We start from the raw sequence: 17,505 nt of genomic DNA on the forward strand, positions 1-17,505 counted from the left end.
TCGTGTCTCCGGGGTGTCAGTGGGCGAGGCCGGCGTCGCGGAACGCGTCCAGGCTCGGGCGGATCGTCGTGGTGGGGCCGGTCGTCGGGGCGACCGCGTCCAGGGTCTTCAGACCGTCGCCGGTGTTGAGGACGACGGTGGTGAGGGCCGGGTCCAGCGCGCCGGTCTCGATGAGCTTGCGGGTGACGCCGACGGTCACCCCGCCGGCCGTCTCGGCGAAGATGCCCTCGGTGCGGGCGAGCAGCTTGATGGCGTCGACGATCCGCGCGTCGTCCACGTCCTCGACGGCGCCGCCCGTGCGGCGGGCGATGTCCAGGACGTACGGGCCGTCGGCCGGGTTGCCGATGGCGAGGGACTTGGCGATGGTGTCCGGCTTCTGGGGGCGCACGACGTCGTGGCCGGCCTTGAAGGCGGCCGAGACCGGGGAGCAGCCCTCGGCCTGGGCGCCGAAGATCTTGTACGGGCGGTCCTCGACGAGGCCGAGCGCGATCAGCTCCCGCAGCCCCTTGTCGATCTTGGTGAGCTGGGAACCGGAGGCGATGGGGACGACGATCTGGTCCGGCAGCCGCCAGCCGAGCTGCTCGCAGATCTCGTACGCGAGGGTCTTGGAGCCCTCCGCGTAGTACGGCCGCAGGTTGACGTTGACGAAGCCCCAGCCCTCGCCGAGCGGGTCGCCGATGAGCTCCGAGCAGAAGCGGTTGACGTCGTCGTACGTGCCCTCGATGCCGACCAGGTCGCCGCCGTACACCGCGGCCATGACGACCTTGCCCTGCTCCAGGTCGTGCGGGATGAACACGCAGGAGCGCAGGCCGGCGCGTGCGGCGGCGGCGCCGACCGCGCCCGCCAGGTTGCCCGTGGAGGAGCAGGAGAGGGTGGTGAAGCCGAAGGCGCGCGCGGCCTCCAGGGCCTGGGCGACCACGCGGTCCTTGAAGGAGTGCGTGGGGTTGCCGGAGTCGTCCTTGACGTAGAGGCCGCCGGTCACGCCGAGTTCGCGGGCGAGGTTGTCGGCCTTGACGAGCGGGGTCCAGCCGGGGTTGAGGTTCGGCTTGTCCGCGACGTCCGCGGGGACGGGGAGCAGCGGGGCGTAGCGCCAGATGCTGGCGGGGCCGGACTCGATGCGCTTGCGCAGCTGCTCCGGGTCTCCGGCCGGCAGGTCGTAGGCGACCTCGAGCGGGCCGAAACAGTGGGCGCAGGCGAAGATCGGGCCGAGCGGGAAGCGCTCGCCGCACTCGCGGCAGGAGAGCCCGGCGGCGGGGCCGAGGTCGACGGAGGGGGTACCCGAGGGGGTGGTGGGTGCGGCGGTCTGCACAGCCATGGGAGGCGAGGCCCTTTCTCCTCATCTTCCTCACTGACGCGTGTCGTCGTGAGACGGAATTGGCACCTTCCCGAGCCGGGGGACCTCGCGTGAACGTGCGAGAACCGACTGGAGGGTTGCCGGGGCTTCATCGGGCCGTGTCCCTCTGCCCCTCTGGATGAGCGGTATGCGGTTGTCGGCGCGGGGACCCCGGCATGCGGTGGTCTCGCGCGTTGTTCAAGACTGTAACCGACGGGGCGGGGGTCTGAGACAGGCGTCCGCACCGCGAGATGGATCACATACCCGCCCGTAACGACCGAGAGACCGAGGAGTGGCGCGCGTGCTGGAAGAGGTGGAGCGCTGGCTGGGCCGGCGGTCCTGGTCCGTGGCCGACCGGCCGATCGACCGGCTGCTCGCCGCGAAACGGGCCCACGGCACGACCGTGAGCGTCGTCCTGCCCGCGCTGAACGAGGAGGCGACGGTCGGGGACATCGTCGCCGTGATCCGCCGGGACCTGATGTCGGAGGCGGTGCCGCTCGTCGACGAGCTGGTGGTCCTGGACTCGGGCTCCACGGACCGGACGGCGGAGGTGGCCGCGAAGGCGGGCGCGCGGGTGGTGGCGCGGGACGAGGTGCTGCCCCGCATCCCCGCCGTGCCCGGCAAGGGCGAGGTGCTGTGGCGCTCCCTGCTGGTGACGGACGGGGACGTCGTGTGCTTCGTCGACTCCGACCTGCGGGAGTTCGACGCGGACTTCGTGACGGGGATCGTCGGGCCGCTGCTGACGGAGCCGGACGTGCAGTTCGTGAAGGCGATGTACGACCGGCCGTTCACCGGCGCGGGCGCGGGCGCGGCCGGTGGGGCGGACCGGGGCGGTGCCGGCACCGGGCCGGGCGGCGCGGCCGGGGCCGAGGGGGCTGCCGGGGCTGCCGGGATCGGGGCCGGCGGGGCTGCCGGTGCCGGTGCCGGTGCGGACGGGGGCGCCGGGCAGGGCGGGCGGGTGACGGAGCTGGTGGCGCGCCCGCTGCTGAACCTGCACTGGCCGCTGCTGGCCGGGTTCGTACAGCCGCTGGGCGGCGAGTACGCGGCCCGGCGCTCGCTGCTGGAGCGGTTGCCGTTCCCGGTGGGGTACGGGGTGGAGCTGGGGCTCCTGGTGGACGCGCTGCACCTGGTGGGGCTGGACGCGCTGGCGCAGGTGGACGTGGGCGTGCGGCTGCACCGGCACCAGGACGAGCGGGCGCTCGGCCGGATGGCGGCGGCGATCTACCGGACGGCGCAGCTCCGGCTGTCGCGCGGGCACCTCGTACGCCCCCGGCTCACGCAGTTCGACCGCACCGAGGCCGGGTTCACCCCGCGCACCCACCCGGTGGACACGGAGGAGCGGCCGCCGATGCGGGAGGTCGCGGAGTACGTGCGGAGCCGCCGCGTGGCTTGATTTCCGCACGTTTGAGCGTTTCCCGGTCGGGCTAGGTTCGCCTCATGGTCTCGGACATCCTGGTGGCATCGAATCGTGGTCCGGTCAGCTACGCGCTGCGCGAGGACGGGGCGCTGGAGGCCCGGCGCGGCGGCGGGGGCCTGGTGTCGGGGCTCTCCGCGATCGGGCCCGACGCGGGCGCGGTCTGGGTGTGCGCAGCGCTCGGTGAGGGCGACCGGGAGGCGGTGCGGCGCGGCGTCGGCGAGACGGGTGTCCGGATGCTGGACGTGGACGCGCTGGCGGGCGAGGGGACGCACGCCGACGCGTACAACGGCATCGCCAACTCGGTGCTGTGGTTCGTCCACCACATGCTGTACCAGACGCCGATGGAGCCCGTCTTCGACGCGGCCTTCCGCCGCCGGTGGGAGGCGTACCGGGCGTACAACCGGGCGTTCGCGCAGGCCCTCGCGGCGGAGGCGGCGCCCGGCGCGGCGGTCCTGATCCAGGACTACCACCTGACGCTGGCGCCCGGCATGCTCCGCGCGCTCCGCCCCGACCTGCGGATCGGGCACTTCTCGCACACCCCGTGGGCGCCGCCGGAGTACTTCGGCCTGCTCCCCGACGACATCGCCCGCGAGCTGCTCGAGGGCATGCTCGGCGCGGACCGGCTCGGCTTCCTCACCCACCGCTGGGCGGACGCGTTCGCCGCGTGCTGCGCGCGCGTGGTGGGCGGCACGGGGCGGACGGAGATCGGGGTGCACGGGCTGGGCGCGGACGCCGCCTTCCTGCGCGGCCGGTCGCGGCAGGAGGACGTCGAGGAGCGGATGGCGGCGCTGCGGCAGCAGATCGGCGGCGCCGACCGGAAGACGGTCATCCGCGTGGACCGCACGGAGCTGTCCAAGAACATCGTGCGCGGGCTGCTGGCCTTCCGCGAGCTGCTGGCGGCGCGCCCGGAGTGGCGCGGGCGGGTCGTGCACATCGCCTTCGCGTACCCGTCCCGCCAGGACCTGGAGGTCTACCGGCGGTACACGGCGGAGGTCTCGCGGGTGGCCGAGGAGATCAACGCCGAGTACGGCACGGAGACGTGGACGCCCGTCCTGCTCCACGTGAAGGACGACTTCGCCCGGTCGCTCGCCGCCTACCGCCTGGCGGACGTGGCGCTGGTCAACCCCATCCGGGACGGGATGAACCTGGTCGCCAAGGAGGTGCCGGTCGTCTCCGACGAGGGCTGCGCCCTGGTGCTGTCCCGCGAGGCGGGGGCGTTCGAGGAGCTGGGCGCCGACGCGGTGGCGGTCAACCCGTACGACGTCACCGCGACGGCCGAGGCGCTGCACGAGGCGCTGTCGATGCCCCCGGCCGACCGGGCGGACCGCACCAAGCGCCTGGCCGCCGCGGCCACGGCCCTGCCGCCGCAGCGCTGGTTCCTGGACCAGCTGGAGGCCCTGCGCGCCGCACCGTCGCCGGCCGTCTGACGCCCCGGCGGCCGGCCGTCTGACGCCCCGGCGGCCGGCCGCGGTCGGCCCCGGTCGGCTTCGCCGGGCGGGACGCGCCGGGCCGGCGAGACGGCCTGCGGGCGACCGGGCGACCGGGCGACCGGGCGACCGGCGGGATGTACCGGCCCGCGGGCCGCCCGGCCGACGGGCGTACCGGCCCGGGGGCCGGTCAGGCGGGCATGGCCTCCGCCAGGGCGGCGAGGAAGGCGACGACCTGTGCCGGGCCGTCCAGGGTGAGGTCGGCGCGGGCGGCCAGGGCCTGCACCTCGTCGCTGCCGCTGCACACCAGCAGGCCCGGCACCCCGTCGGCGCGCAGCTTCTCGACCGCCGCGAACGCCGGGAGGTCGCCCAGGTCGTCGCCCGCGTACACCACGGCCCGCGCGCCCGTCTCCCGTACGTGCTCCAGGAGCGCCCGGCCCTTGTCCATGCCCGGCGGGCGCAGCTCCAGGACCATCCGGCCCGGTTCGACGACCAGGCCGTGGCGGGTGGCCAGGTCGGTGAGGGGCCCCGTCAGGGCGTCGAACGCGGCCTGCGGGTCGGCGGCGCGGCGGGTGTGGACGGCGACCGCGCGGCCCTTCTCCTCGATCCAGGTGCCGGGCCACGCGCCGGCCCGCTCCAGGACGCCGGGGAGTTCGGCCCGTACGGCGGTGACCCCGGGGTGCTCGGGGGCGGCGCGGACCTCGCCGGTGGCGGCGTCCCAGCGTTCGGCGCCGTAGTGGCCGAGGACGACGAGGTGGTCGAGGCCGGGCACCCCGGCGAAGCCGCCGTACCGCACGGCGACCCCGGCGGGGCGGCCGGTGACGACGGCGACGGAGGCGACGCGCGGGGCGAGGGCGGCGAGCGCCGGGACGGCTCCGGGGTGGGCGCGCGCCTGCTCGGGATCGGCGACGATGGGCGCCAGGGTGCCGTCGAAGTCGACCGCGACGGTGGCGGCCGAGGGGTCCGCCAGGAGGGCGGCCAGGGCGTCGCGCCCGGCGGCGGTCACGGGACGGGGAAGCGGGTTGCTGGGCATGTGTGCGTACCTATCCACGACCCTCCCCCACCACACCTGGCGACCGCCGTACCGGCACCCGCCGGGCCGAAGGGCCGCGAGGCCGAAGGGCCGCCGACCCGCCGGGCCGCCCGGTCAGCGGCGGGACTCGCGGGAGGCGCGCAGCCGGCGCAGCCGGTTGACCGTGACCGGATCGTGGGCCAGCGCCCGCTCGTCGTCCAGCAGCGCGTTGAGCAGCTGGTAGTACCGGACCGGGGACAGGTCCAGCTGCTCCCGGATCGCGCGCTCCTTGGCGCCGGGGCCCGGCCAGGAGCGGCGCTCCATGGCGAGCACCGCGCGCTCGCGGTCGTTCAGCCCGGGGGGGCGCCGTTCGGTCATGACGGGAACCCTAACTACCCCGCCGACGTCTCCGCTGCCCTGGCGTCCCGCGCGATGTCCTCCAGCACGGCCCGCGGGTTGCCGCCGGGGGCGACGGCCCGGCCGATGTTCTTCTTCACGCTCTCGCTCACCCGCGCCCACGACGTCTCGCCCACCGGGTACAGCTCCGATCCGGCCAGCTCCTCCAGGAACGGGCGGAGCGCCGCGTGCTCGGAGTCCGCCTCCATGGCGTCGCTGGCGCTGACGGTCACGGGCAGCAGGTCGTACCGGTCGGAGAAGTCCAGCACGTTCTTGTCGTTGTAGACGAAGTCGAGGAAGGCCCCGATCTCCTTGCGGTGGCCGTTCTGCTTGAACGCCATCATCCAGTCGGCGACGCCCAGCGTCGCCTTCGCCTTGCCGTCGATGCCGGGCAGCGGGACGGTGCCCACCTTCACCCCGGCCTTGCGGGCCGTGTCCATCAGCGTGGGGTGCCCGTTCAGCATGCCGACCTCGCCGCGCACGAACGCGTCGAACGCCTGCTGCCGGTCGAGTTCGCCGGGCGCGACCGGGCCCGTGAGGCCGGCGCCGACCAGCTTCTCCTTGAGCCACGTCATCGTCTCGACGTTCGCGGGCGAGTCGATCTGGTACGCCGTGCCGGTCGCGTCGCGGTAGCCGCCGCCCCCGCCGAGCAGCCACATCATGGTCTCGGCCTGGGACTCCTCGGAGCCGAGCGGCAGCGCGAAGGGGTACTTCACGTCCTTGGCCTTGAGCTTCGCGGCGGCCTCGCGCAGGCCGTCCCAGTCGGCGGGCGGCTCGGCCCCGGCCTGGTCGAGCAGTTCCTCGTTGAAGAAGAGCATGCGGGTGCTCGCGCCGAACGGCAGGCCGTACTGGACGCGCTCCACCTCGCCGGCCTGCCGCAGCAGGGGCAGGAAGTTGGCCTGGGTGGGCACGGAGACGAGGTTGTCGACCGGGTACAGCTTGCCGGCGCGCGCGTAGTCGGCGTAGGCGCCTATCTGCGCCAGGTCGGGCGCCTCGCCGCGCTCGACCATCGCCGCGACCTCGCGGTCGACGTCCTTCCAGGACAGGACGTTGACGTCGATCTTCACGCCGGGCGTCTTCTGCTCGTAGGCGCGGGCGAGTGCGTCCCAGTACTTCTTCGACGTGTTGGCGTCGGTGCTGCCGTAGTCGGCGGCGACGAGCTTGAGGGTGACCCCCTCGGAGCCGCCCGTCCCGCAGCCCGACAGCGTCGCTGTGATCGTCAGTGCGGCCAACACCGCGGTCGTTCCCTTGTAGCGGCGCACTGCCCTACCACCCTCGCTCGCGAGCTGCGATTTTCCTCCCGGAAGGATAAGAGGTCTACACCTAGGTCTAAACCACGGGGCTCGGCGGTGGCCGGTTGGGTACGGTCCGGTCGTCCGCAGACAGCGACGCGAGGGAGTGACGCGCATGTCCCGTACAGCCGCCGAGATCGCCACCCAGCCGCAGCTCTGGCGCCGCGCCGCCGCCGAAGCCGCCCGCTCCGCCGGGGCGGGCCGCTCCCGCCGGGCGTCAGACTCGGGCGGGCCGTCAGGCTCGGGCGGGCCGTCAGGCTCGGGCGGGGCGCCCGGCCCGGGCGGGGTGCTGCCCCGCGCCGGGGAGCGCGTCGCCGTGACCGGGTGCGGCACCTCCTGGTTCATGGCGCTCGCCTACGCGGCGCTGCGGGAGGCGGCCGGTCAGGGCGAGACCGACGCGTTCGCCGCGTCCGAGTTCCCGGCCGGGCGGGCCGGGAACTACGACCGGGTGGTGGCGCTCACCCGGTCCGGTACGACGACGGAGGTGCTCCAGCTGCTCGCGCGGCTGCGCGGCACGACCCGCACGGCGGCGCTCACCGCCGACCCCGGCACCCCGGTGGTGGACGCGGCGGACGAGGTCGCGGTGCTGGACTGGGCGGACGAGGAGTCGGTGGTGCAGACCCGGTTCGCGACGACCGCCCTGGCGTACCTGCGGGCCGGGCTCGGCGCCGTACCGGGGGTCAAGCCGGTGGAGGAGGCCGCGCTCGACGCGGAGCTGGCGGTGACGGAGCCGCTGCCGGAGGCGCTGCTCGCGGCCGAGCAGTGGACGTTCCTGGGACGGGGGTGGACCTACGGGCTGGCACTGGAGGCGGCGCTGAAGATGCGGGAGGCGGCGGGCGCCTGGACGGAGGCGTACCCGGCCATGGAGTACCGGCACGGCCCCATCGCGATCACCGGCCCGCACCGGGTGGCGTGGGTGTTCGGCGCCCTGCCGGAGGGGCTGGCGGCGGACGTGGCGCGGGTCGGCGGGACCCTGCACGCCCACGCGTCGGCGGACCCGCTGGCCGACCTGGTCCGCGCGCAGCGCCTCGCGGTGGCGCTGGCGGAGGCGCGGGGCCTGGACCCGGACCGCCCGCGCAACCTGACCCGCAGCGTGATCCTCCCCTGACGCCCCGGCCCGGCGGGGGCCGCCCGGCCGCCCTCCCGGAGGCCGGACCCGACGTCGCCCCCGAAGGCCGGGGCCCGCCGCGCCCTGACCGGCCCGGCCGCGCCCTGCCCGAGCGGGGCATGACCGAGCGGGGCATGACCGGCCGCGACCGGTGCGGGGCCTCTTCGCCCCAGGCGGGTGCGGTCCGGGCCGGGCCCGGCAGTCGGCCGGGTACGGCCGCGCCGCCGGGTGGTACGGAGCCGGTACGGGCCGCACGGGAGCCGGTACGGGCCGCGCACCGGCCGGGACAGGAGCCGGTACAGCCGCGCCGCCGATGCGCGACCGGGGCGGGGCCGGCACGCGGCGGGGTACGGGGCCGGCACCGAAGCCTGTCGCGCACGCGCCGGCCGGTGAGCACCGGCGCACGCACCCGCCCGGTGCCTGCGCCGTACCGGGCCGGCACGGCGCAGGCACCGGCCCGCTTCGGAGCCGCCCACCGAGCGGCGCCCGTTCCGGCGCCGCGCGGACGCCCCGTACGGGTTCGGGCGGACGCCCCGTACGGGTTCGCGCGGACGCCCCGTACGGGGCCGGGTACGCGACCCGTGCCCGGCCCGGTCCGCCCCGGGCGTCCCACGCCGGGCCCCCGCGCCCCGCCCGTTCGGCGGGATCTTCGGGTGATCGGATTTGTATGCCCGGGTAACAATCCACTGAAGTGGACTAGACCTTTCACGTCCGTCGGGCGACACTGTTCCGCGTGAGACACGTCATCGCCCTCGATGTGGGCGGCACCGGCATGAAGGCCGCCCTGGTCGGAGCCGACGGGGCACTGCTGCACGAGGCGCGGCGGGCGACCGGCCGCGAACGCGGCCCCGACGCCGTCGTCGCGTCCATCCTCGGCTTCGCCGCCGACCTGCTCGCCCTCGGCGAGGAGCGGTACGGCACGCGCGCCGAGGCCGCCGGGGTCGCCGTGCCCGGCATCGTCGACCCGGACGGCGGCATAGCCGTCTACGCGGCGAACCTCGGCTGGCGCGACGTCCCGCTGCGCGCCCTGCTGGGCGAGCGGCTCGGCGGCCTGCCTGTGGCGCTCGGCCACGACGTGCGCACCGGCGGCCTCGCCGAGGGGCGCGTCGGCGCGGGCCGGGGCGCCGACCGGTTCCTGTTCGTCCCGCTGGGCACCGGCATCGCGGGCGCCATCGGCATCGACGGCGCCATCGAGGCGGGCGCGCACGGCTGCGCCGGCGAGATCGGCCACATCGTCGTACGCCCCGGCGGCCCCGCCTGCGGCTGCGGGCAGTACGGCTGCCTGGAGACCCTGGCGTCGGCCTCGGCCGTGACCCGCGCCTGGGCGGAGGCCGGCGGCGACCCCGACGCGGACGCCGCCGACTGCGCGAAGGCCGTCGAATCGGGCGACCCGCGGGCCCTGCGGGTCTGGCGGGACGCGGTGGACGCCCTCGCCGACGGACTGGTCACCGCGCTCACCCTGCTGGACCCCCGCACCCTGATCATCGGTGGCGGTCTCGCCGAGGCGGGGGAAACCTTGTTCACACCGCTGCGGGCCGCGGTCGCGGAGCGGATCACGTTCCAGCGCCCGCCCGTCATCGTGCCCGCGGCCCTCGGGGACACCGCCGGCTGCCTGGGCGCGGGACTCCTCGCCTGGGACCTGCTCGCCACCGACCTGGAGGTATCCGCCTGATGGCCGTTCACGCCGACCGCAAGGTCCTCGCCGGGGCCCGTGTGGTGCTGCCGACCGGCGTCGCCGAGGACGGGCGGGTCGCCGTCGAGGGCGCCCGCATCGCCGACGCGGCCGCACTCCCCGCCGACGCGCCCGCGCTGGACCTCACGGGCCACTGGCTGGTGCCCGGCTTCGTCGACCTCCACAACCACGGCGGCGGCGGCGCCTCCTTCACCTCCGGCACCGTGGAGGAGGTCCTGCGGGGCATCCGCACCCACCGCGAGCACGGCACGACGACCCTCGTCGCGTCGACCGTCACCGGCGACATGGACTTCCTCGCCCACCGCGCGGGCGAGCTGTCCGAGCTGGCCGAGCAGGGCGACATCGCGGGCATCCACTTCGAGGGCCCGTTCATCTCCCCCTGCCGCAAGGGCGCCCACAGCGAGGCCCTGCTGCGCGACCCCGACCCGGCCGAGGTCCGCAAGCTGATCGACGCGGCGCGCGGCCAGGCCCGCATGGTGACCCTCGCGACCGAGCTGCCCGGCGGCGTCGACTCCGTGCACCTCCTCGCGGAGCACGGCGTCATCGCCGCCATCGGCCACACCGACGCCACGTACGAGCAGACCGTGGAGGCCATCGAGGCGGGCGCGACCGTCGCGACGCACCTGTTCAACGCGATGCCCGCGCTCGGGCACCGCGCCCCCGGCCCGATCGCCGCCCTCCTGGAGGACGAGCGGGTCACCGTCGAGCTGATCAACGACGGCACGCACCTGCACCCGGCCGCCCTGGAGCTGGCGTTCCGCCACGCCGGTGCCGGGCGGGTCGCGTTCATCACGGACGCCATGGACGCGGCCGGGTTCGGGGACGGGGTCTACCACCTCGGCCCGCTGGAGGTCGAGGTCAGGGATGGGGTGGCCCGGCTGGTCGAGGGCGGCTCCATCGCCGGGTCCACCCTCACCCTCGACACCGCCTTCCGGCGCGCCGCCATCGTCGACGGGCTGCCCGTCGAGTCGATCGTCCAGGCCGTCTCCGCCAACCCGGCGAAGCTGCTCGGCCTGTACGACCGGATCGGCTCCATCGAGCCGGGCAAGGACGCCGATCTGGTCGTCCTGGACGAGGAGTTCACGCTCAAGGGCGTCATGCGCCGGGGCGAATGGGTGATCGAGCCACAAGTGGGTTGATCTCCCGCCGCCTCGCGGGAAGGCGGCCCACCCGGGGACTGGGCGGGCCGCCTTCCGTTTGGCATGATCGTGGACCGTAAATTCTCCGGGCCGGACGCCGAGACGAGGCCGGTCCACGACTCCGGGGGTGTTGGAACCGGTGATCCTCACGGTCACGCTCAACACCGCGCTCGACCTCACCTACACGGTGCCCGCGCTCGCGCCGCACACCGCGCACCGCGTCACCGACGTGGCCGAGCGCCCCGGCGGCAAGGGCGTCAACGTGGCCCGCGTCCTGGCCGCCCTCGGCCACGAGGCCGTCGTCACGGGCTTCGCGGGCGGCCCCACCGGAGCCGTCCTGCGCGACCTGCTCGCCCCGCTGCCGGTACGGGACGCCCTGGTGCCCTCCTCGGACGCCACCCGCCGCACCGTCGCCGTCGTCGACACCGCGACCGGCGACGCCACCCAGTTCAGCGAGCCCGGCCCGGTCGTCACCCCCGCCGAGTGGGCGGCGTTCGTCGGCACGTACGAGGAACTGCTCGGCGGGGCCGAGGCGGTCGCCCTGTGCGGCAGCCTCCCGCGCGGCATCCACGTCGGCGCGTACGGGGAGCTGGTGCGCCGCGCCCGCCGCGCCGGCGTCCCCGCGCTGCTCGACACGAGCGGCGAGCCCCTGCGGCGGGGCATCGCCGCCCGCCCCGACCTGGTCAAGCCGAACGCCGACGAGCTGGCCGCCCTCACCGGCTCCCGCGAGCCGCTGCGCGCCGCACGCGACGCCCGCCGGCGCGGCGCCCACGCGGTCGTCGCCTCGCTCGGCCCGGACGGGCTCCTCGCGGTCACCCCGGACGGCACCTGGTCCGCCGCCCCGCCTGCCCCGGTCGCGGGCAACCCGACCGGCGCGGGCGACTCGGCGGTCGCCGGGCTGCTGTCCGCGCTGGTCGAGGGCGTGCCGTGGCCCGGCCGGCTGGCCCGTGCGGCGGCCCTGGCGACGGCCACCGTGTACGCCCCGGCAGCCGGGGAGTTCGACGCGGCCCGGTACGGGGAGCTGCTGGACCTGGTGACGGTCACGGAGGAAGCCACCGCTGCCTGACACACGTACGTACGGCGTCCCCTGACGCGGCGCCAGGCCGTCTCCCCGGCTCACGACCCGAACGCCGACCCGGCGCCCGTCCCGGCACTCCCCCGGACCGACAACCGGACCAACGCACCACCGGGCCAACGCACCACCGGGCCGACGCACCACCGGACAGCACCAGGACCTGACCACCCGACAGCCCGACACCCCGCCACCTGACACCCCGGCCGCCCGACGCCCCGACGCCTCACGACCTGCACCATGGCGTCGATCACGCCCCCGGCCCCTCGCACCCGGCACCCTGCACAGCCCCGCCCCGCCCCACCCGCCTGACCGAGCGTCACCACAGTGGAAGGGAAGCGCGCATGCCCCTCGTCACCACCGCCGACCTGATCGGCCCGGCCCGGAAGGCGGGGCGCGCGGTCGTCGCGTTCAACGTCATCACTCTGGAGCACGCCGAGGCGGTCGCGGCCGCGGCCGAACGCACCGGCCTGGCCGCGGTCCTCCAGATCTCCGAGAACGCCGTCCGCTTCCACGGCGGCGACCTGTCCGCCGTGGCCGCCGCCGCCACGGCCGTGGCCCGCGCCTCCCGCGCGCCGCTCGCCCTCCACCTCGACCACGTGGTCACCCCCGAGCTGGTGCACGCCGCCCACGCGGCGGGCTTCGGCTCGGTGATGGTCGACGCGTCGCGGCTCGGCTACGGCGACAACGTGAAGGCCACGGCGGAGGCCGTCCGCTGGGGCCACGCGCGCGGCATGTGGGTGGAGGCCGAGCTGGGGCGGGTCGGCGGCAAGGACGGCGAGCCGCCGCTCGACGCCCACGCGCCGGGCGCCCGCACCGATCCGGCGGAGGCGGCGGCGTACGTGGCGGAGACCGGCGTGGACGCGCTGGCCGTGGCGGTCGGCTCGGCCCACGCCATGACGGAGCGCACGGCCGCGCTGGACCACGCCCTGATCGCCGCCCTGCGCGCGGCCCTGCCGGTGCCGCTGGTGCTCCACGGCTCGTCGGGCGTCCCGGACGAGGACCTGCGGGCGGCGGTCCGGGGGGGGATGACCAAGATCAATGTGGGCACGGCCCTGAACACCGCCTACACCGGGGCCCTGCGGGCCCACCTGGCGGCGCACCCCCGCACCGTGGACCCCCGCCGCTACCTGGCGGAGGCACGCGAGGCGATGACGGCCACGGCCGCGCGGTTCCTGACGGTGGTGGCGGGCGGCGGGAGCGCGTGACCACGGGACCGGACACGTAACCGGGCGCGGGACCGCCGGGCCGCCCGCGGCCGCCGGGGCACAGCCCGCCGAAGCGGCAAGCGGCACAAGGGCGGGGCCCGGCCGAGCCGTCAGCTGTCGCGGCGGAGCTCGCCCGGCTTGAGCCACACCTGGTCGAGGTAGGCGTCGCACGTGTTGCCCGGCTCGCAGGACATCTTGAGGGTGTTCTCGCCCTTCTTCAGGTCGAGCCAGGCGTACGTCTCGGTCCAGCCCTTGCCCCAGTCGCCCTCGGGGGCGCGCGCGAAGTTCGACATGTTGAGCCGGCGCGGCTTGCCGTCGTTGACGGTCAGGGACGTCTCCGCGTCCTTGCCCGGCACGCTGTAGGTGAGGAACAGCGTGTACTTGCCTGCCTCCGGCACGTCGACCTTCCAGCTCGCCGCGCCGCCGAGCCCGTTGAACATCACGTACGCGCCGCCCGCGCCCTTGGCGCCCTGCACGTCCGTGCCCAGCACGGCCGGCGGGGTGAGCTGGAGGGTGGCGGCGTCCCGCTTGGGCATCGCGGTGGCGTCCTCGCCGGAGGACGGGGAGGGCGACGGGGACGGGTCGCCGGAGGGGTCCGCGGGGTCGGCCGGCGCGCTGGGGGCGGGCTCGGCCTTCTTCTCCTCGTCGGACTTGTTGCTGATCACGGCCGCCGTGATGCCGCCGACCACGACCAGGACCACCGCGACCGCGCCGATCAGCAGGCCCCTGGTGTTGGGCCCGCCGCTCCGGCCGCCCCGGCCGCCGCCCTGGGGAGGGACCGGGCGGGTGGGCGCGCCGCCCGGATACGTCTCGGGCGCGGCGTACTGGGGGTGGGGCTGCCCGTACGGCTGCTGCGGCGGCGGGGCCTGCGGGCGCGGCCGCTCACCGACCGCCCTGACCTGGTTGTACGAGGTACGGGGGCGCCCGGGCTGGGCGGCGCCCGCCGGGCCGGGGTAGCCGTACCCGCCCTGGCCGCCGCCCCGCTGGGCGCCGGAGTCCTGGCCGTCCGCGTAGAGGTAGCCGAACGGGTCGTCGTCCTCGGGCGTGCCCGCGCCGTTGCCGTGGTTCCCGGCAGCCATCCCTGGTCACTCCTCATCCGTGCTCGCCAGCCGTCACCGACCCGGGCGAGCCTACCCCGAACGGGTTACCCCGCCCGGCGCTGCACCTTGGCGCGGGAGCGCTTCTCCATGTACATCCGCTGGTCGGCGGAGTTCAGCACCTCTTCGACGGACATTCCGCACTCCGCCCAGCCGATGCCGAAACTGGCGCCCACCCGCACCGCCCGGCCGTCCACGCGGATCGGCGGGATGATGCCGTTGCGGAGACGAACGGCCAGGTCGGCGGCGTCGGCGGCGCCCAGGCCGTCGGCGAGGACGACGAACTCGTCACCGCCGAGCCGGGCGACCGTGTCCCCGTCGCGCACCCCGGCGGTGAGCCGCCGGGCCACCTCGATGAGGACGGCGTCGCCGGTGTGGTGGCCGAACCGGTCGTTGATCGATTTGAAACCGTCGAGGTCGCAGAAGAGGACCGCGAGGCCCTTCGTCCCGTCGTCGATCTCCCCGACCGGCGCGACGGCGTGCACATGCCCGTCGTACGCCCCCGCCCCCGCGCCGCCGGAGGGGCCGAAGTCGAAGCCGTCCGCCCGGTAGGCGTGCTCGTACTCGTACGCACCGGTCGCTCCGGGACCGTACGCGCCCTCGTACGTCCTCTCGTACGCACCCTCGTAGGCGCCCCCGTACGCCGCGCCGTCCTCGTACGCGGCACCGCTCTCGTACGGTGCGCCGCTCTCGTACGCGGCGCCGTTCCCGTACGCCGGGGCGAGGCCGGCCGCGTCGGCGGCGGTGGCCCGGACGCGCCCGTCGGGCCGGGAGCAGAGCCGCGCGCTCAGCCGGGCGCGCAGCTCGGCGCTGTTGGGCAGGCCGGTCAGGGCGTCGTGGGAGGCCCGGTGGGCGAGCTGGAGCTCGTGCCGCTTGCGCTCCTCGATGTCCTCGATGTGGGTGAGCAGGAAGCGGGGCCCGTCGGCGGTGTCGGCGACCACGGAGTTCCGCAGGGACACCCAGATGTACGTGCCGTCCCTGCGGGCGAGGCGCAGCTCGGCGCGTCCGCCCTCGGGCGAGGTCCGCAGCAGCGTGCCCACGTCCTCGGGGTGGACCAGGTCGGCGAAGGAGTACCGCCGCATCACGGCGGCGGGCCGCCCGAGCAGCCGGCACAGGGCGTCGTTGGCCCGGAGCAGCCGCCCGTGCTGGTCGCCGCCCATCTCCGCGATGGCCATCCCGGACGGGGCGTACTCGAACGCCTGGCGGAACGACTCCTCGCTGGCCCGGAGCGCCTGCTGCTCCCGCTCCAGCCGGACGAGGGCCCGCTGCATGTTGGAGCGCAGCCGGGCGTTGCTGATGGCGATGGCCGCCTGGGAGGCGTACATCTGGAGCGCCTCGCGGCCCCAGGCGCCGGGGCGGCGGCCGTTGCGGGGCCGGTCGACGGAGATGACGCCGAGCAGTTCGCGCTGGCCGCCCGAGGTGTACATGGGGGCGTAGAGCCGGTCGAGGGGGTGCCACTCGTCCTCGAAGCGGGGCTCCGGGCCGTCCGTGTGCCACTGGGGCACGTCGTCGTCGACGAGGACCCAGCCCTCGGTGTGCGGTATGAACCGCAGGTCGCCCCAGGCCTCGCCCATGCGGAGGCGCCGGTCCCAGGAGGCGCGGGAGCCGACACGGCCGGTGATCAGGGCCTCCGCGGCGGGGTCCCCGGCGAAGGCGGCGACGACGAGGTCGCCGTCCGCGCGGACGAGGTTGACGCAGGACAGCTGGTAGCCGAGGCCGGTGAGGACGCCGTCGGCGACGGTCTGCAGCGTGTCGGCCAGGCTGCGGGCCGTGTTGAGGTTGGCGACGACCTGGTGCAGCTGCCGCAGGGTCGCAAGACGGACGTACGGCTCCGACTCGGTCTCCATTGCTCGCTCTCCCCGAGACCTCGACAGCAACAACTCCAGATGTGTCAGCGGCGTCCTCGTGCGGTGTCACCGGCCACTGAATCACAGGGAGCTGTGCCCCCGGTACACAGGGTCAACAAATACTGCCCTCTGTGACTCAAGTCACAAATACGACAACCAGGCCGTGGTGATTCCGGTAGCGAATCGATCCGGGGACCTAGGTCCCGTACGCGTCCTGCTGGTCCTCCCGTCCGATGCGGCCGGGTGGCGGGCGAGGTTAGCGTTCCGGATGTGCTGCCAACAACTCGGACCCCGGTGTCAGACTCCGACCTGCCTCATGCTGAAGGGGTGGGCAGCGAGGAGTTCCGTGCGGCGATGTCCCGGCTGGCGGCCGGTGTCGTCCTGGTGACGGCGGTCGAGCCGCCGCTCGACGAGGACGTCGGCATGACGGCGACGGCCTTCGTGTCGGTGTCGCTGGACCCGCCGCTGGTCCTGGTCAGCCTGCGCAACGGCTCCCGGATGGACGACCTGCTGGCGGAGCAGCCGCTGTGGGGGGTGTCGCTCCTGGCCGAGGACCAGCGGCAGGTCGCGGCGCGCTTCGCGATGAGGAACCGGATCAGCGACCGGCTGCTGTTCGCCGACCTCCCCCACACGCGCGGGGCGCTGACCGGGGCGCCGCTGGTCGCCGGGGCGCTGGCCACACTGGAGTGCCGGACGGAGCAGCGGGTGGAGGCGGGCGACCACACGCTGGTCGTCGCCCGGGTGCTGGCGGCCGCCTTCCCGAACGCGGAGGGCGCGCCGCTGACGTACTTCCGCGGGCGGTACCGGCACCTCGGGTGACCGGCCGGAACCGGCCGGAACCGGTCGGCCGGAACCGGTCGGCCGGGACGGGCCGGGTCGGGTCCCGCCGGGGCTACGTCCAGTCGCGGGGCGAGCGCCCGCGCTTGGTCTCGGAGCGCTGCTTCTTCTCCCGCAGCCGCCGCTCGTTGATCCCGCGCGGGATCCTCGTGGGCCGCCTGGGGCGCGGCGGGGGCGCCGTGGCCTCCGCCAGGAGGCCCGCGAGCCGGACGGCCGCCGCCTCGCGGTTGCGCCACTGCGACCGGTGCTCCGACGCCCGTACGACGAGGACGCCCCCCACCAGCCGGCCGGCGAGCCGCTCCAGGGCGCGCTCCTTCCAGACCGGCGGCAGGGCCTCCGTACGGGCGAGGTCGAAGCGCAGCTCGACCTGGGAGTCGCTGGTGTTGACGTGCTGTCCGCCCGGCCCGGAGGACCTGGAGAAACGCCACACCAGCTCGGACTCCGGCAGGGAGACCGAACCTCTGATGACATGGCGACCGGACACGTCCCCCATGTTCCCCGACCTCCGCCCGCCGCGTCACGCGCATTTCCCGCACCCGGCGGGCGAGCCTGGAACCACCTCGTGCCGCCGGGCGTTATCAGCAGTGACGCCACGGGGGCACCCATGGCACCAGAGCACTCGGTATA

Annotated in this window: 15 protein-coding genes and 1 riboswitch; of the genes, 8 read left to right on the plus strand and 7 right to left on the minus strand. The window is 75.4% G+C overall.

Features of this window, described 5'->3' with window-relative positions; genetic code table 11:
* Positions 1–16: 16 nt before the first annotated feature.
* On the minus strand, positions 17–1,315 hold the full coding sequence (gene thrC / locus CP974_RS13315; protein WP_031128835.1) for a threonine synthase: 1,299 nt from the start codon (positions 1,313–1,315) through the stop codon (positions 17–19).
* An 18-nt stretch (positions 1,316–1,333) separates the two neighbouring features.
* A riboswitch (SAM riboswitch) is annotated at positions 1,334–1,479 on the minus strand.
* 155 nt (positions 1,480–1,634) lie between these two features.
* Between thrC and CP974_RS13320 the strand changes: the two genes are divergently transcribed.
* Positions 1,635–2,726 (plus strand): glucosyl-3-phosphoglycerate synthase, encoded by a 1,092-nt coding sequence (locus tag CP974_RS13320; RefSeq protein ID WP_031128837.1) that lies wholly within the window; start codon positions 1,635–1,637, stop codon positions 2,724–2,726.
* 44 nt (positions 2,727–2,770) lie between these two features.
* The gene (locus tag CP974_RS13325; protein ID WP_031128838.1) at positions 2,771–4,177 is read left to right on the plus strand and encodes an alpha,alpha-trehalose-phosphate synthase (UDP-forming); all 1,407 of its coding nucleotides are present in this window, start codon (positions 2,771–2,773) and stop codon (positions 4,175–4,177) included.
* Between the two features lie 190 nt (positions 4,178–4,367).
* On the opposite strand, the gene otsB is transcribed toward CP974_RS13325, so the two are convergent.
* From otsB to CP974_RS13340, 3 genes are all read right to left on the minus strand, one after another.
* Positions 4,368–5,210, minus strand: coding sequence for a trehalose-phosphatase (otsB, locus tag CP974_RS13330; protein WP_031128839.1), 843 nt, complete (start codon positions 5,208–5,210; stop codon positions 4,368–4,370).
* Between the two features lie 114 nt (positions 5,211–5,324).
* Positions 5,325–5,567, minus strand: a complete 243-nt coding sequence (locus CP974_RS13335; RefSeq protein WP_031128840.1) for a DUF3263 domain-containing protein — start codon at positions 5,565–5,567, stop codon at positions 5,325–5,327.
* 14 nt (positions 5,568–5,581) lie between these two features.
* Positions 5,582–6,820: an ABC transporter substrate-binding protein gene (locus CP974_RS13340; RefSeq protein ID WP_223844368.1), complete on the minus strand. Its 1,239-nt coding sequence runs from the start codon at positions 6,818–6,820 to the stop codon at positions 5,582–5,584.
* A gap of 172 nt (positions 6,821–6,992) precedes the next feature.
* On the opposite strand from CP974_RS13340, the gene CP974_RS13345 reads away from it, so the two are divergent.
* The 5 genes from CP974_RS13345 to CP974_RS13365 all read left to right on the plus strand — a co-directional run bounded on the left by CP974_RS13345 (position 6,993) and on the right by CP974_RS13365 (position 13,097).
* Positions 6,993–7,985: an SIS domain-containing protein gene (locus tag CP974_RS13345; RefSeq protein WP_031128842.1), complete on the plus strand. Its 993-nt coding sequence runs from the start codon at positions 6,993–6,995 to the stop codon at positions 7,983–7,985.
* Between the two features lie 733 nt (positions 7,986–8,718).
* The gene (locus CP974_RS13350) at positions 8,719–9,657 is read left to right on the plus strand and encodes an ROK family protein (protein WP_031128843.1); all 939 of its coding nucleotides are present in this window, start codon (positions 8,719–8,721) and stop codon (positions 9,655–9,657) included.
* Entirely contained in the window at positions 9,657–10,817 is a 1,161-nt protein-coding gene (gene nagA, locus CP974_RS13355; protein ID WP_031128844.1) for an N-acetylglucosamine-6-phosphate deacetylase, read from the plus strand. The genes CP974_RS13350 and nagA overlap by 1 nt, the downstream gene beginning before the upstream one ends.
* Positions 10,818–10,956: 139 nt before the next feature.
* Positions 10,957–11,883, plus strand: a complete 927-nt coding sequence (locus CP974_RS13360; RefSeq protein ID WP_031128845.1) for a 1-phosphofructokinase family hexose kinase — start codon at positions 10,957–10,959, stop codon at positions 11,881–11,883.
* 350 nt (positions 11,884–12,233) lie between these two features.
* Entirely contained in the window at positions 12,234–13,097 is an 864-nt protein-coding gene (locus tag CP974_RS13365) for a class II fructose-bisphosphate aldolase (RefSeq protein ID WP_031128846.1), read from the plus strand.
* A 110-nt stretch (positions 13,098–13,207) separates the two neighbouring features.
* Here the strand turns inward: CP974_RS13365 and CP974_RS13370 are convergent, their stop codons facing one another.
* Together CP974_RS13370 and cdgB are read right to left on the minus strand one after the other, a co-directional pair.
* Positions 13,208–14,176 carry a carbohydrate-binding protein gene (locus CP974_RS13370; protein ID WP_031128847.1) on the minus strand — a complete coding sequence of 323 codons (969 nt, stop codon included), beginning with the start codon at positions 14,174–14,176 and terminating at the stop codon, positions 13,208–13,210.
* 65 nt (positions 14,177–14,241) lie between these two features.
* On the minus strand, positions 14,242–16,041 hold the full coding sequence (gene cdgB / locus CP974_RS13375; protein ID WP_031128848.1) for a diguanylate cyclase CdgB: 1,800 nt from the start codon (positions 16,039–16,041) through the stop codon (positions 14,242–14,244).
* A gap of 270 nt (positions 16,042–16,311) precedes the next feature.
* Here cdgB and CP974_RS13380 point away from each other — a divergent pair, with 270 nt between their 5' ends.
* Complete coding sequence (locus CP974_RS13380) at positions 16,312–16,860, plus strand: flavin reductase family protein (RefSeq protein WP_223844369.1); 549 nt, start codon at positions 16,312–16,314, stop codon at positions 16,858–16,860.
* Between the two features lie 73 nt (positions 16,861–16,933).
* On the opposite strand, the gene arfB is transcribed toward CP974_RS13380, so the two are convergent.
* Entirely contained in the window at positions 16,934–17,371 is a 438-nt protein-coding gene (gene arfB / locus CP974_RS13385) for an alternative ribosome rescue aminoacyl-tRNA hydrolase ArfB (protein ID WP_031128850.1), read from the minus strand.
* Between the last annotated feature and the right edge of the window lie 134 nt (positions 17,372–17,505).

The organism is Streptomyces fradiae ATCC 10745 = DSM 40063 (assembly GCF_008704425.1).
GTDB lineage: Bacteria > Actinomycetota > Actinomycetes > Streptomycetales > Streptomycetaceae > Streptomyces > Streptomyces fradiae.

Coding starts and splice junctions, on each gene's coding strand:
- thrC (WP_031128835.1), bottom strand. CDS start 1,315: ATGGCTGTGCAGACCGCCGCACCCACCACCCCCTCGGGTACCCCCTCC.
- CP974_RS13325 (WP_031128838.1), top strand. CDS start 2,771: ATGGTCTCGGACATCCTGGTGGCATCGAATCGTGGTCCGGTCAGCTAC.
- otsB (WP_031128839.1), bottom strand. CDS start 5,210: ATGCCCAGCAACCCGCTTCCCCGTCCCGTGACCGCCGCCGGGCGCGAC.
- CP974_RS13335 (WP_031128840.1), bottom strand. CDS start 5,567: ATGACCGAACGGCGCCCCCCCGGGCTGAACGACCGCGAGCGCGCGGTG.
- CP974_RS13345 (WP_031128842.1), top strand. CDS start 6,993: ATGTCCCGTACAGCCGCCGAGATCGCCACCCAGCCGCAGCTCTGGCGC.
- nagA (WP_031128844.1), top strand. CDS start 9,657: ATGGCCGTTCACGCCGACCGCAAGGTCCTCGCCGGGGCCCGTGTGGTG.
- CP974_RS13365 (WP_031128846.1), top strand. CDS start 12,234: ATGCCCCTCGTCACCACCGCCGACCTGATCGGCCCGGCCCGGAAGGCG.
- CP974_RS13370 (WP_031128847.1), bottom strand. CDS start 14,176: ATGGCTGCCGGGAACCACGGCAACGGCGCGGGCACGCCCGAGGACGAC.
- cdgB (WP_031128848.1), bottom strand. CDS start 16,041: ATGGAGACCGAGTCGGAGCCGTACGTCCGTCTTGCGACCCTGCGGCAG.
- arfB (WP_031128850.1), bottom strand. CDS start 17,371: ATGGGGGACGTGTCCGGTCGCCATGTCATCAGAGGTTCGGTCTCCCTG.